Source organism: Paracoccus sp. MKU1 (assembly GCF_001447385.1).
Taxonomy (GTDB): domain Bacteria; phylum Pseudomonadota; class Alphaproteobacteria; order Rhodobacterales; family Rhodobacteraceae; genus Paracoccus.
Window position 1 is genome coordinate 1 of sequence record NZ_LLWQ01000134.1, and the last position, 13068, is coordinate 13068.

Consider the following 13068-nt stretch of genomic DNA (forward strand, 5'->3'; position numbering starts at 1 on the left):
AGATCGAGGACGTGATCGGCATCGACGCCCATGACGCCATCGAGATCTCGGCCAAGACCGGCCTCGGCATCCCCGACGTGCTGGAGGCCATCGTCACTCGCCTGCCGGCCCCCAAGGGCGACCGCGATGCGCCGCTGAAGGCGATGCTGGTCGATTCGTGGTATGACCCCTATCTGGGCGTCGTGGTGATGATCCGGGTCATGGACGGGGTGATCCGCAAGGGCGACCGCATCCGCATGATGCAGACCAATGCCGTCTATGGCATCGACAAGCTTGCCGTGCTGCGGCCGCAGATGCAGGACATTGCCGAGCTGGGCCCGGGCGAGATCGGCGTGCTGACCGCCTCGATCAAGCAGGTGCGCGACACCCGAGTCGGCGACACCATCACGCATGAGCGCAAGGGCACCGACACCCCGCTGCCGGGCTTCAAGCCGGCGCAGCCGGTGGTGTTCTGCGGATTGTTCCCGGTCGATGCCAACGATTTCGAGGCGCTGCGCGACGCCATCGAGAAGCTGGCCCTGAACGATGCCAGCTTCAGCTACGAGATGGAGACCTCGGCCGCCTTGGGCTTCGGCTTCCGCTGCGGCTTCCTGGGGCTTCTGCACCTCGAGGTGATCCGCGACCGGCTGGAGCGCGAATACGATCTGGACCTGATCACCACCGCGCCCTCGGTGGTGTTCCGGCTGCATATGAAGGATGGCGAGGTGCGCGAGCTGCACAACCCCGCCGACATGCCCGACCTGACCTATGTCGATCATATCGAGGAGCCGCGCATCCGGGCCACGATCATGGTGCCGGACGAATATCTGGGCGACGTGCTCAAGCTCTGCCAGGACCGCCGCGGCATCCAGCTGGACCTGACCTATGCCGGCAACCGGGCCATGGTGGTCTATGACCTGCCGCTGGCCGAGGTGGTCTTCGACTTCTACGACCGGCTGAAATCGGTGACCAAGGGCTATGCCAGCTTCGATTACCAGATCAGCGAATATCGCGAGGATCATCTGGTCAAGATGTCGATCCTGGTGAACGACGAGCCGGTGGATGCGCTGTCGATCATGGTGCATCGCGACCGCGCCGAATCGCGTGGCCGGGCGATGGTCGAGAAGCTCAAGGAGCTGATCCCGCGCCACATGTTCAAGATCCCGATCCAGGCGGCCATCGGCAGCCGGGTGATCGCGCGCGAGACTCTGTCGGCGATGCGCAAGGACGTGACCGCGAAATGCTATGGCGGCGACGCGACGCGCAAGAAGAAACTGCTGGAGAAGCAGAAGGCCGGCAAGAAGAAGATGCGCCAGTTCGGCAAGGTCGAGATCCCGCAGACGGCCTTCATCCAGGCGTTGAAGATGGATGGGTAAGGGCGGCGTCCCGGGCATTCGCCACGTGAATTTCTCCTGCTGAAGGGCTTGGCGCGGCGGGCCTGCGCCTTGCTGCGGCCGTTCAGGACGGACCTTGCATGTCGTTCGCCAGAGCGGTGGATGGCTTGGCGGCGGCTTTCTCGCAAATTCCAATCCAGGACGACAGGCTGTCGCCATGTCCCGCCACGACGCCTTCGGCGACTGTCGCGGGCCTGGCTTGCGGCCCGGCGAAGATCGCGCTTGTCCGCAGTCCGGGGCTGCGGTCCGCTTTTTGGAAGCCTGGGATGCGCATCGTTTTACTGGCGTTTCCGTTCAGGATTTTGAGCGATCCGGATTGAAAACGCCCTGGCGCTGCCTTATAACCGGCGCCGTTGTCCTTGCGGAGCGTGCAGCCTTGGCGGCCAGCAGGGGCGTGCAATTCCAGCAGGGGGACAGGATGAGCTATCCGGACACGCAGCTTTTCATCGACGGAACCTGGCGCCCCGCGCAGGATGGGCGCAGCCTGGCGGTGCTGAACCCGGCCACCGGAGCCGAGATCGGCCGCGTCGCCCATGCCGGCATCGCCGATCTGGACGAGGCGCTGGCTGCCGCCGACCGCGCCTTTGCGGAATGGAAGCGCAGCTCGCCGCTGCATCGCTCGGACCTGATGCGCAAGGCGGCGGCGCTGCTGCGCGAGCGGGCGGAGGCCATCGCCGCGCTGATGGTGGCCGAGCAGGGCAAGCCGTTGGCCCAGGCGCGGATCGAGACGCTGGCCGGGGCCGAGATCATCGAATGGTTCGCCGAAGAAGCCCGCCGCACCTATGGCCAGGTCATCCCGCCCCGGGTTCCGGGCGTCACCCAGCTGACGATCCGGGAGCCGCTGGGCCCGGTCGCCGCCTTCACGCCGTGGAATTTCCCGATCAATCAGGCGGTTCGCAAGGTTTCCGCCGCGCTGGCGGCGGGCTGCACCATCATCGTCAAGGCGCCCGAGGAAACCCCGGCCTCGCCCGCCGAACTGATCCGCTGCTTTGCCGAGGCCGGCGTGCCGGCGGGGGTGGTGAACCTGGTCTATGGCGACCCGGCAGAGATCTCCTCCTACCTGATCCCGCATCCGGTGATCCGCAAGGTCTCCTTCACCGGCTCGACGGCGGTGGGCAAGCAGCTGGCGGCGATGGCCGGGCAGCACATGAAGCCCGCCACCATGGAGCTGGGCGGCCACGCGCCGGTGCTGGTCTTTGACGATGCCGATGTGGATGCCGCGGTGGCGGCCATGGCGGCCTCGAAACTGCGCAATGCCGGGCAGGTCTGCATCTCGCCCACCCGCTTCCTGGTGCAGGAAGGCGTGGCGGACCGCTTCACCGAAGGCTTCACCGCCGCGCTGGCCGCCGCCAAGGTCGGGCCGGGAACGGACCCGGACAGCGCCATGGGCCCGCTGGCGAATGAGCGTCGCATCCCCGCCATCGAGCGGCTGATCCGCGATGCGCTGGATCGCGGCGCCCGGCTGGCCACCGGCGGCGCGCGGATCGGCAATGAAGGCTGGTTCTTTGCCCCGACCGTGTTGACCGACGTGCCCGCGGATGCGGCGGTGATGAACGAGGAGCCCTTTGGCCCCATTGCCGTGGTCAACAGGTTCCGCCGTGACGACGAGGCCTTTGCCGAGGCGAACCGGCTGCCCTATGGCCTGGCCAGCTATGCCTGGACCGGCAGTTCGGCCCGGGTGCAGCGGTTGCAGGACGAGATCCAGGCCGGGATGCTGACCATCAACCATATCGGCCTGTCGTTGCCGGAGCTGCCCTTTGGCGGCATCGGCGATTCCGGCATGGGGACCGAGGGCGGCTCCGAGGCGATCGGCGCCTATCTGCAAACCCGCTTCATCACCCGCAAGGGCTAGAGATAGGGCGGGGTGCAGGCCGAGACCACCACCGCCTCGCGGTCCGAGACATTGCGGAAGCGATGCGGCTGGGTCGAGGCGAATAGATAGCTGTCCCCCGCCTTCAGCACCCGGGTCTGGTCGGCCACGGTCAGCTCGATCTCGCCGGCGATGACGATGCCCCCCTCGCTGCCGTGATGGGCCAGCATGGTCTCGCCGGTATCGGCGCCCGGCTCATAGCGTTCATGCAGGATTTGCAGGTTGTGCAGCCGCGCGTCGCCGACCTGGCGCAGGGTCATGCGCCCGACCGGCCCCTGCGCGGCGGAATAAAGCCGCGAGGTCAGGTCGCGCAGCTCGGCCGGGGTAAAGAAGGGCTGCGGGCTTTGCGGCAGGTCGGGCTCGAAGAACTCGGACATGGTGACGCCCAGCCCGCCGAGGATCTTGCGCAGCGAGGCGACCGAGGGGCTGGAGCGCCCGGTCTCGATCATCGAGACCTGGCCATGCGGCACGCCCGAGGCCTCGGCCAGTTGCCGCTGCGACATGTTTGCCGCGCTGCGCAGCTCTTTCAGCCGCGCGCCAACGTCGAAATCGCTCATGCTTGCCTCGATGCCGTTTTGCGCAGGTTACCAAGGCCGGGGATAGGGCACCAGCGTCACGGCGCATCCGCATTTCAAGAAAAGTATTGCTCAAAATATTGAGCATCGTGTATGCCGGACCCGTCAGCATGGAGGTCTGCACATGGAATCGAAGCAGTTGATCGAGCGGCGCAAGGCGGCGGTGGCGCGGGGTGTCGGCACGCGGGACATCTATGCCGTCCGGGCCGAGAATGCCGAGCTCTGGACCGCCGAGGGCCGGCGGATGCTGGATTTCGCCGCCGGCATCGCGGTGAACAATACCGGCCATCGCCATCCCCGGGTGATCGAGGCGGTGCAGCGCCAGATGCAGGCCTTTACCCATACCTGCTTCCATGTCGCGCCCTATGAATCCTATGTCGCCCTGGCCGAGCGGCTGAACGCGCTGACCCCCGGCGATTTCGCGAAGAAGACCATGTTCGCCACCACCGGCGCCGAGGCGGTCGAGAATGCGGTGAAGATGGCGCGGGCCTTTACCGGGCGCTCGGGCGTGATCGCCTTCAACGGCGCCTTCCATGGCCGCACGCTTCTGGGCATGGCGCTGACCGGCAAGGTGGCGCCTTACAAGGCCGGTTTCGGCGCCATGCCGCCCGAGATCCACCACGCGATCTTCCCCAACGCCATGACCGGTGTGTCGGTCGCGCAGGCGATTGCGCATCTGGAGACGCTGCTGGCCTCGTCCATCGACCCCCGGCGGGTGGCGGCGATCATCGTCGAGCCGGTGCAGGGCGAGGGCGGCTTCAACGTCGCGCCGCCCGAGTTCCTGGCCGCGCTGCGCCGGATCTGCGACAGCCACGGCATCGTGCTGATCGGCGACGAGATCCAGGCCGGCATGGCCCGCACCGGCCGCATGTTCGGCTTCCAGCATGCCGGCGTCGCGCCCGACCTGGTGACCATGGCCAAGGGGCTGGCCGGGGGCTTTCCGCTGTCGGCGGTGACCGGCCGGGCCGAGATCGTGGACGCGCCGGCGCCGGGCGGGCTGGGCGGCACCTATGCCGGCAACCCGCTGGCCATCGCCGCCGCGCTGGCGGTGCTGGAGGTAATCGAGGACGAAGACCTTTGCGCCCGTGCCGAGGAGATCGGCTCGGCCATCCGCTCGCGCCTGCAAAAGCTGGCCGAACGCTTCCCGGCCATCGGCGATGTGCGCGGGCTTGGCGCGATGAACGCCTTCGAGCTGGTGCAGGCCGGCGACCGCAGCCAGCCGGACGCACGGCTGACCGCCGCCATCGTCGCCGAGGCCGAGGCGCGGGGGCTGATCCTGCTGTCCTGCGGCACGCGCTATAACGTGATCCGCCTGCTGCCGCCGCTGACCATCCCCGACGAGCAGCTGTCCGAGGCGCTGGAGATCCTGGAAGCCGCCATCGAGGCGGCGCTGGTCCCGGCCTGAAAGCGGGTAGCTCCGGCCGCCCCCTTAGCCCATGCCGTCCCGCGCCATGCGGGCGGCGATCCAGTCGCGAAAGGCCGCAAGCGGCTTCAGCCCGGCCTTGCGCGCCGGCCAGGCCAGCCAATAGGCGCTGCTGCCCGGCACGCCCTGCCGCAGCACCGGCGCCAGCCGGCCCTCGGCGATCTCGACCCGGGCCAGATAATCGGGCAGCAGCGCGATCCCCAGCCCCGAGATCGCCGCCTGGATCATCATCGAGAACTGGTCCATCATCATGCCCTCCAGCGGCGCCGGCGGCTCGGCGCCCTGGCCCCGGAACCATGCCTGCCAGGCGTCCGGGCGGGTCGGCAATTGCAGCAGCACCATCCCGGCCAGATCGGCGGGTGCGGTCACCGGGTTTCGTGCCAGTAGATCGGGCGCGGCGCAGGCGGTCAGCCTTTCGTCGAACAGCTTCAGGTGCTCGGCCCCCGGCCAGTCGTCCTGGCCATAGAAGATCATGGCGTCAAAGGGTTCCTCGTCGAAGCTGAAGCGGCGAAACCGCGTGGTCAGGTTGATCGAAACGCCCGGATGCGCCGACAGGAAATCCGGCAGCCGCGGTGCCAGCCAGCGCGTGGCGAAGGTCGGCAGCACCGCAAGGTCCAGGCTGCCGCCGTCGGGATTGGCGATCAGCGACATGCTGGCGCGCTGGATCAGGTCGAGCGCGGCGGAAATGTCGCGGAAATACCGCTCGGCGGCCTCGGTCGGGGTCAGGCGCTTCTTGTGGCGGATGAACAGCTCCTGCCCCAATTGCGCCTCGAGGCTTTGCAGCAGCCGGCTGACCGTGCTTTGCGTCAGCCCGAGATCCTGCGCGGCGCCGGTGACCGAGCCGGTGCGCATCACCGCGTCGAAGGCCAGCAGCAGGCTGAGGTTCGGAAGAAAGCGCCTTTGCCGCAAGAACATTCACCCCGTGCATGAAGTAATGAGGATTATCCATTTTCCGGCCCGGTTTGAAAGCGGTAATGAATGATCCGACAAGCATCAGCGCATGAGGCATCACCGTGACGACGAAATCGCACAAGGGCAGCCCTTTCTCTTGGTCCGACCCGTTCCTGCTGGAGGATCAGCTGACCGAGGAGGAGCGGATGATCCGCGACACCGCCGCGGCCTTCGCCGCCGACCGGCTGGCGCCGCGCGTCGAGGCCGCCTATCTGAACGAGGAAACCGATCCCGAGATCTTCCGCGAAATGGGCGCCTCGGGCCTGCTGGGCGTCACCGTGGACGAGGCCTATGGCGGCGTCGGCGCCTCTTACGTCGCCTATGGGCTGGTCGCGCGCGAGATCGAGCGCATCGATTCGGGCTATCGCTCGATGGCCTCGGTGCAAAGCTCGCTGGTGATGTTCCCGATCGAGGCCTATGGCAGCGAGGCGCAGAAGCAGAAATACCTGCCGAAACTGGCCTCGGGCGAGTTCATCGGCTGTTTCGGCCTGACCGAGCCTGACGCGGGGTCCGACCCCGCCGGGATGCGCACCGTGGCCCGCAAGACCGATGGCGGCTATGTGCTGAACGGGTCCAAGATGTGGATCTCGAACGCGCCCATCGCCGATGTCTTCGTGGTCTGGGCCAAGTCCGAGGCGCATGGCGGCAAGGTGCGCGGCTTCGTGCTGGACAAGGGCACGAAGGGTCTTTCGGCGCCCAAGATCGAGGGGAAACTCAGCCTGCGCGCCTCGATCACCGGCGAGATCGTGATGGAGAATGTCGAGGTCGGCGAGGACGCGCTGCTGCCGAACATCGAGGGCATGGGCGGTCCCTTCGGCTGCCTGAACCGCGCGCGCTACGGCATTTCCTGGGGCGCCATGGGTGCGGCCGAGGATTGCTGGCACCGGGCGCGGCAATACGGGCTGGATCGCCACCAGTTCAACCGCCCGCTGGCCGCGACGCAGCTTTACCAGAAGAAGCTCGCCGACATGCAGACCGAGATCGCCCTGGGCCTGCAAGCCAGCCTGCGCGTCGGGCGGCTGTTCGACGAGGGCAAGTTCGCGCCCGAGATGATCTCCATCGTCAAGCGCAACAATTGCGGCAAGGCGCTGGAGATCGCCCGCCAGGCCCGCGACATGCATGGCGGCAACGGCATCCAGATCGGCTATCACGTCATGCGGCACGCGCAGAACCTGGAGACGGTGAACACCTATGAGGGCACGCACGACGTGCATGCGCTGATCCTTGGCCGGGCGCAGACCGGTATCCAGGCGTTCGCGTGATGGCCGAGCCGGCGCTGAAGGGGCTGCGCGTCGTCGAACTGGCGCGCATCCTGGCCGGCCCGTGGATCGGCCAGACGCTGGCCGACCTGGGCGCCGAGGTGATCAAGGTCGAGGCGCCCGAGGGCGACGATACCCGCCGCTGGGGCCCGCCCTTCCTCGAGCGGCCGCGCGCCGACGGGACCACCGAGCGGGTCGCGGCCTATTTCCACGCCGCCAACCGCGGCAAGCGTTCCGTCACCTGCGATTTCAACGACCCGGCCGACCTGGAGCGGCTGCGGGCGCTGATCGACCAGGCCGATGTGGTGATCGAGAATTTCAAGCTGGGGGGGCTGCGCAAGTTCGGGCTGGATTACCAGACGCTTTCGGCGCGCAATCCGCGGCTGGTCTATGCCTCGATCACCGGCTTCGGGCAGGACGGGCCGCGCGCGGCGCAGCCGGGCTATGATTTCCTGATTCAGGGAATGTCGGGCATCATGGACCTGACCGGCGATCCGCAGGGCGAGCCGCAAAAGGTCGGCGTCGCCTGGATCGACATCTTCACCGGGCTTTACGGGGTGATCGCCGTGCAGGCGGCGCTGGCCGAGCGGGCGCGGTCGGGCCTGGGCCAGCATCTGGACCTGTCGCTTCTGGATTGCGGGGTGGCGGTGCTGGCCAACCAGGCGACGAATTACCTGCTGGGCGGCGCGGTGCCGCACCGGCTGGGCAATGCGCATCCCAATATCGTGCCCTATCAGCTGTTCCCGGCCTCGGACGGGCACCTGATCGTCGCCTGCGGCAATGACCGCCAGTTCGCGGCGTTGTGCCGGGTGCTGGATCTGGCCGCGCTGGCGGATGACCCGGATTATTCGACCAACCCCGCCCGGGTCGCGAACCGCGCGCGGCTGGTGCCGCTCTTGGCCGAGGCCACATCCCGCTTTGCCCGGACCGCGCTGATCGCCGCGCTGGAAGGGGCGGGCGTCCCCGCCGGCCCGGTCAACGACGTGGCCGAGGCCCTGGCCGAGCCGCAGGTGCAGGCCCGCGGCCTGCGCATCGCGCCCGAGGGCATCGCCGGCCTGCGCAGCCCGCTGCGCTTCTCGCGCAGTCCCTTGGTGACCGAACGCGCCGCCCCGGCGCTTGGCGAGGGCGAATGGCGCTTTGAAGGCTGAACCCTAGCCCTGCCGCCCGGCGCGGCAGGCGGCGCGATAGCTGCTGGGGGTCTGGCCGAACATGGCCCGGAACAGCCGCGAGAACTGCGCCTGGTCGCTGAAGCCGAAGCGATAGGCGATGGCGGCCAGCGACAGGTCGCCCGGCATCTCCAGCATCGCGCGCGCCGCCTTCAGCCGCGCCTCGCGGATGAATTGCGCCACCGTGGTCTCGCTGTCGCCGAACAGGTCGTGCAGATAGCGTTTCGAGATGCCGCAGGCCGCCGCCACCGTCTCGGGCGACAGCGCCGGGTCGGTCAGGTTGCGCAGGATCGCGTCCTGCGCGCGCTTCAGATGCGCGGCGCGGATCGCCGTGGCGGCGCCGGCATCGGTCTCGGCCTGCCGGTCCAGCGCCAGCGCCAACAGCTCGATCAGGTGCCGGCCCAGCACGTCCGAGGCGGCGGGGTCCGTCGGCATGGCATGGGCGCGGCGCACCGTTTCGGCGAACAGCCCGCCCAGCCCCTCGTGCCCGTCGAAGACGGTGGCGCACAGCCGGTCGGGCTGGCGCAGCCTTTCGGCCAGCGCGCTGCGGGCGATCTTCATCACCAGCAGGTCGTTGCGCGCCTGATAGGCGAAGCGATAGGGCTCGTCGCCGCGCTCGATGATGAAGCCGCCGGGGGCACAGGTGATGTCGCGGCCGAGCTGGCGGAACAGCACCGGGGCAAGGCTGGGAATGGTGACCAGGTATTCCTCGGCCTCGCCCTGCCGGATCAGCCCGGGCACCCGTTCGTAGCGCGCGGGCTCGGTGCGCAGCCGCGACAGCGATACCCGCCCGGCGCTACGCCGCTCCAGCCGGCCCTGAAAGGTGGCGGGATCGCGATAGCTCAGGTGCAGCGGAAAATAGGTATCCGCGATGATCGCCGACCAATGTGCCGCGCGTTCGGGCGGCGCGGTCGCGGCGGTGCTGTAGCTCTCCAGGGTCATGATGCGCCTCCCCGCATCGCTTCCGCGATTCGTAGCGTGCCTGGAGCAATCGGGCAAAACAAAACTCGCGCGCGGCTCGGGGGACTGCGCTGAAGGCCAAAACCTGCCGCGCGCATCGGCAATCCTGCACCGAGCGACAAGTTTATCCGCACCCATCGCCAAGACCGGGCGCCGCCGGCGCCGCACCATGGCCTTACCGAAAAGATGCCGCGCCAGGCGGCACGTCGCAGGGAGAAAACCATGACCAGCCGTTTCCGGCTGCCCTGCCGCGCGCGCCATGCGGCCCCAGACAGGGAAAAGCCATGACCAGACCCAAACCCGACCCCATCACGCTTTCGGTGGTGCGGGGCGTGCTGGAGACCACGCAGCGCGAGATGACGCTGACGCTGGAACAGACCGCCCGCAGCTCGGTCTTCAACCTTGCGCATGATTATTCGACCGCGCTGTTCAACCACACGCCCGAGATGATCCTGCAAGGCCAGGACATCCCGATCCACCTCGGCAGCCTGATCCCGGCGATGAAATCGGTGGCGAAGTTTTTCGAAGGCGATATCCACGAGGGCGACCTGATCCTGCACAACGACCCGGCCTATGGCGGCAGCCATATCATCGACACCTGCATGTATTGCCCGGTCTTCTACCAGGGCGAGCTGGTGTTCTGGACCGTCTGCAAGGGTCACCTGACCGATGTCGGCGGCCCGGTTCCGGCGGGCTACAACCCCAACGCGACCGAGATCTATGCCGAGGGGCTGCGCATCCCGCCGGTCAAGCTGTGGGATCGCGGCAAGCCGCGCCATGACGTGATGAACCTGATCCTGACCAACATGCGCGCCCGCCGCGACCAGGAAGGCGATTTCAACGCGCTCATCGGCGCCTGCCAGGTCGGCGCCCGCAACCTGGTCCGGCTGATGGACAAATACGGCAAGCAGGTGGTGCAGGACTGCATCGCCGAGCTTCTGGACATGGCCGAGGCGCATATGAGGAAGCTCATCGCGCAGGTCCCGGACGGCACCTATACCGGCACGGCGGTGCTCGAGGATGCGGGCCACGGCTTCGGCGACATGGACATCACCGCCACGGTGACGATCCAGGGCGACGGCTGCCATATCGCCATCAGCTCGCCGCCGCAGGTGCCCTATTTCATCAACAGCTACGAAGGCAACAGCCATTCCGGCGTCTATCTGGGGCTGATGATGTTCGCGCAATTGCCGCCGCCCTATAACGAGGGGCTCTATCGCTGCGTGACCACCGACATGGGCCCCAGGGGCACGCTCTGCAACGCGAAATCCCCCGCGCCGCACATGAACTGCACCACGACGCCGATGGAGACGCTGACCGATGCGGTGCGGCTGGCCTTCGAACAGGCGGCGCCGGCCAAGGTCTCGGCCAGCTGGGGCCATGCCAACGGCTGCAACATCGCCGGCTGGGACAAGCGGCACGACGAGGAATATGTGACCATGGTGCTGGCCTCGATCATCTCGGGGGCAGGGGCCACGGCCAGCCAGGACGGTTGGCATGCCTGCGGGCCGGAATGCTGCTTCGGCGCGCTGACCTCGGGCGACATCGAGATGCTGGAACACAGCTATCCGATCATCATCCACCGCTATTCCCTGATGCAGGATTCGGGCGGCGCCGGCCAGTTCCGTGGCGGTTCGGGCACCTGCTGGGAGGTCGAGCCGCTGGACAGCCCGATGACGCTGGTCACCTTCGGCGAGGGCCGCCGCATCCCCGCCATGGGCGCGGCCGGCGCCCGTTCCACGCTGATCCCGCCCAAGGTCGGCCGGCTGGAAGTGATGCGGAACGGCGAGACGCAGGTCATCACCGAAAACGTCATCGAGACCATCCGGCCCGGCGAGCGCGCCGCGAACCGCAACCCCGGCGGCGGCGGCTATGGCAATCCCTATGCCCGCCCGGTCGAGAAGGTGGTCGAGGATGTCAGGAACGGCCTCGTCAGCCTCGAGGGCGCGCGGCTCGACTATGGCGTCGTCATCGCCGATGCCGCGACCCTCGCCGTCGATCACGCCGCCACCGCCGCCTTGCGCGCCGCGTAAGCCTTTCACCGTTTTCCAAATACTCCGCGGGGTCCGGGGGCGCGAAGCCCCCGGTGCCGATCCCGCCGGAGGCAGCCAAAGATGGAACCCGCCATGAAACACCAATATCGCCTTGGCATCGACGCCGGCGGCACCTTCACCGACTTCATCCTCGCCGACCGCGGGGGCGCCCTGCGCATCTTCAAGGCGCTCTCGACCCCGCAGGACCCGACCCTGGCCATCCGCAACGGCCTTGCCGTGATCGAGGAAGAAACGGGCATCGGCCCGCGCGACCTCGTCTCGAACGCCGACCTGTGCATCAACGGCACCACGGTCGGGCTGAACGCGCTGATCACCCATACCGGCGCCAGGACCGGCCTGATCGCCACCAAGGGCCACGAGGACAGCATCGAGATCCGCCTCGGCCACAAGGAGGACGGCTATCGCTACGACCCGGACTATCCGCCGGCGACCATGCTGGTACCGCGCTACCTGCGGCGCGGGATCAGCGAGCGGGTGATCTCGACCGGCGCCGTCCACACGCCGCTCGATGAGGAGGAGGTGCGCGAGGCCTGCCGGCATTTCCTGCGCGAGGGCGTCGAATCGGTCGCCATCAGCGTCGTCTGGTCGGTGCTGCATCCCGATCCCGAACTCCGCCCCGCCGCGATCGCGCGCGAGATGATGCCGGATTTGCCTCTGACCGTCGGCAGCCAGCTCTGCCCGCAGGTGCGCGAATAGCCCCGAACCTCGACCGCCACCGTGAACGCCTATCTGGGCCCGATCCTGTCGCGCTACGTGCAGGCGGTGGACGGCTATTTCCAAAGCCTCGGCGCGCGCCAGCCGGTGCGTTATTTCCAGTCGAACGGCGGGCTGGCCCTGGGGTCGGTGGTGTCGGACCAGTCGGTCTATGCGATCAATTCCGGCCCCGCCTCGGCCCCCAGGGCGGCGCTCTATCCGGGCGAGCCCTACGGGCTTTCGGACATCATCACCGCCGACATGGGTGGCACCAGCTTCGACCTCACCCGGACCCGCGACGGCCAGGCCAATGTGTCGAAGACCATCGATTTCCTGCGCTGTCCCCTCGGAATCCCGATGATCCAGGTGGAGACCCTGGGCGCGGGCGGCGGCTCGATCGGCTGGATCGACTCGATGGGGCTGATGCAGATGGGGCCTCAATCGGCCGGCTCGGAACCCGGCCCGGCCTGCTACGGCAAGGGCGGTGACAGGCCGACGACGACCGATGCGAACCTCGTGCTCGGCTACCTGAACCCCGAGGGCCCGGTCGGCGGCCGCCGGCCCTTGAGCGTGGAAAGGGCGCGCGAGGCGATCCGAAAGCACCTGGCAGGGCCGCTGGGCATCAGCGTCGGGACCGCGGCCTATGGCATGTTCACCATCGTCAACAACAACATGGTGAATGCGATCCGCCGCGTCTCGGTCGAGCGCGGCTACGATCCGCGCGACTTCGTGCTGAACTGCGCC

Annotated in this window: 11 protein-coding genes and 1 pseudogene; 9 read left to right on the forward strand and 3 right to left on the reverse strand. The window is 67.9% G+C overall.

The genetic code is table 11. The features are described from left to right. The 3 genes from lepA to AQY21_RS08775 form a co-directional block, all read left to right on the forward strand. A partial coding sequence (gene lepA, locus AQY21_RS08765) for a translation elongation factor 4 (protein WP_058097311.1) occupies nucleotides 1-1355 on the forward strand: 1355 nt, incomplete at its 5' end. A 98-nt stretch (nucleotides 1356-1453) separates the two neighbouring features. After that, entirely contained in the window at nucleotides 1454-1693 is a 240-nt protein-coding gene (locus tag AQY21_RS08770) for a hypothetical protein (protein WP_058097312.1), read from the forward strand. A gap of 98 nt (nucleotides 1694-1791) precedes the next feature. Continuing rightward, nucleotides 1792-3225, forward strand: coding sequence for an NAD-dependent succinate-semialdehyde dehydrogenase (locus AQY21_RS08775; RefSeq protein ID WP_058097313.1), 1434 nt, complete (start codon nucleotides 1792-1794; stop codon nucleotides 3223-3225). On the opposite strand, the gene AQY21_RS08780 is transcribed toward AQY21_RS08775, so the two are convergent. Next, the gene (locus AQY21_RS08780; protein WP_058097314.1) at nucleotides 3222-3800 is read right to left on the reverse strand and encodes a cupin domain-containing protein; all 579 of its coding nucleotides are present in this window, start codon (nucleotides 3798-3800) and stop codon (nucleotides 3222-3224) included. The genes AQY21_RS08775 and AQY21_RS08780 overlap by 4 nt on opposite strands. A gap of 142 nt (nucleotides 3801-3942) precedes the next feature. Here AQY21_RS08780 and gabT point away from each other — a divergent pair, with 142 nt between their 5' ends. Beyond that, on the forward strand, nucleotides 3943-5223 hold the full coding sequence (gene gabT, locus AQY21_RS08785) for a 4-aminobutyrate--2-oxoglutarate transaminase (RefSeq protein WP_058097315.1): 1281 nt from the start codon (nucleotides 3943-3945) through the stop codon (nucleotides 5221-5223). Nucleotides 5224-5247: 24 nt separating this feature from the next. Here the strand turns inward: gabT and AQY21_RS08790 are convergent, their stop codons facing one another. Next, complete coding sequence (locus AQY21_RS08790; RefSeq protein ID WP_369807752.1) at nucleotides 5248-6156, reverse strand: LysR family transcriptional regulator; 909 nt, start codon at nucleotides 6154-6156, stop codon at nucleotides 5248-5250. A 98-nt stretch (nucleotides 6157-6254) separates the two neighbouring features. On the opposite strand from AQY21_RS08790, the gene AQY21_RS08795 reads away from it, so the two are divergent. Next, nucleotides 6255-7454: an acyl-CoA dehydrogenase gene (locus AQY21_RS08795; RefSeq protein ID WP_058097316.1), complete on the forward strand. Its 1200-nt coding sequence runs from the start codon at nucleotides 6255-6257 to the stop codon at nucleotides 7452-7454. After that, complete coding sequence (locus AQY21_RS08800) at nucleotides 7454-8599, forward strand: CaiB/BaiF CoA-transferase family protein (protein ID WP_058097317.1); 1146 nt, start codon at nucleotides 7454-7456, stop codon at nucleotides 8597-8599. Before AQY21_RS08795 ends, AQY21_RS08800 begins: the two co-directional genes overlap by 1 nt. A 3-nt stretch (nucleotides 8600-8602) precedes the next feature. Here AQY21_RS08800 and AQY21_RS08805 read toward each other — a convergent pair whose 3' ends face one another. Further along, complete coding sequence (locus tag AQY21_RS08805; RefSeq protein WP_058097318.1) at nucleotides 8603-9559, reverse strand: helix-turn-helix domain-containing protein; 957 nt, start codon at nucleotides 9557-9559, stop codon at nucleotides 8603-8605. Nucleotides 9560-9861: 302 nt separating this feature from the next. On the opposite strand from AQY21_RS08805, the gene AQY21_RS08810 reads away from it, so the two are divergent. The 3 genes and pseudogenes from AQY21_RS08810 to AQY21_RS29335 form a co-directional block, all read left to right on the forward strand. Beyond that, a complete protein-coding gene (locus AQY21_RS08810; protein WP_058097319.1) occupies nucleotides 9862-11610 on the forward strand; it encodes a hydantoinase B/oxoprolinase family protein in 1749 nt (582 codons plus the stop codon). Nucleotides 11611-11703: 93 nt separating this feature from the next. Beyond that, entirely contained in the window at nucleotides 11704-12327 is a 624-nt protein-coding gene (locus AQY21_RS29330) for a hydantoinase/oxoprolinase N-terminal domain-containing protein (protein ID WP_203416463.1), read from the forward strand. Between the two features lie 15 nt (nucleotides 12328-12342). Next, a pseudogene (locus AQY21_RS29335) lies at nucleotides 12343-13068 on the forward strand (hydantoinase/oxoprolinase family protein); the annotation flags it as partial.

Excerpts from the sequence above, each read along its gene's own strand:
- AQY21_RS29330 (WP_203416463.1), top strand. The coding sequence starts at position 11,704 with ATGAAACACCAATATCGCCTTGGCATCGACGCCGGCGGCACCTTCACC.
- AQY21_RS08775 (WP_058097313.1), top strand. The coding sequence starts at position 1,792 with ATGAGCTATCCGGACACGCAGCTTTTCATCGACGGAACCTGGCGCCCC.
- AQY21_RS08780 (WP_058097314.1), bottom strand. The coding sequence starts at position 3,800 with ATGAGCGATTTCGACGTTGGCGCGCGGCTGAAAGAGCTGCGCAGCGCG.
- AQY21_RS08790 (WP_369807752.1), bottom strand. The coding sequence starts at position 6,156 with ATGTTCTTGCGGCAAAGGCGCTTTCTTCCGAACCTCAGCCTGCTGCTG.
- AQY21_RS08810 (WP_058097319.1), top strand. The coding sequence starts at position 9,862 with ATGACCAGACCCAAACCCGACCCCATCACGCTTTCGGTGGTGCGGGGC.
- AQY21_RS08770 (WP_058097312.1), top strand. The coding sequence starts at position 1,454 with ATGTCGTTCGCCAGAGCGGTGGATGGCTTGGCGGCGGCTTTCTCGCAA.
- gabT (WP_058097315.1), top strand. The coding sequence starts at position 3,943 with ATGGAATCGAAGCAGTTGATCGAGCGGCGCAAGGCGGCGGTGGCGCGG.
- AQY21_RS08805 (WP_058097318.1), bottom strand. The coding sequence starts at position 9,559 with ATGACCCTGGAGAGCTACAGCACCGCCGCGACCGCGCCGCCCGAACGC.
- AQY21_RS08800 (WP_058097317.1), top strand. The coding sequence starts at position 7,454 with ATGGCCGAGCCGGCGCTGAAGGGGCTGCGCGTCGTCGAACTGGCGCGC.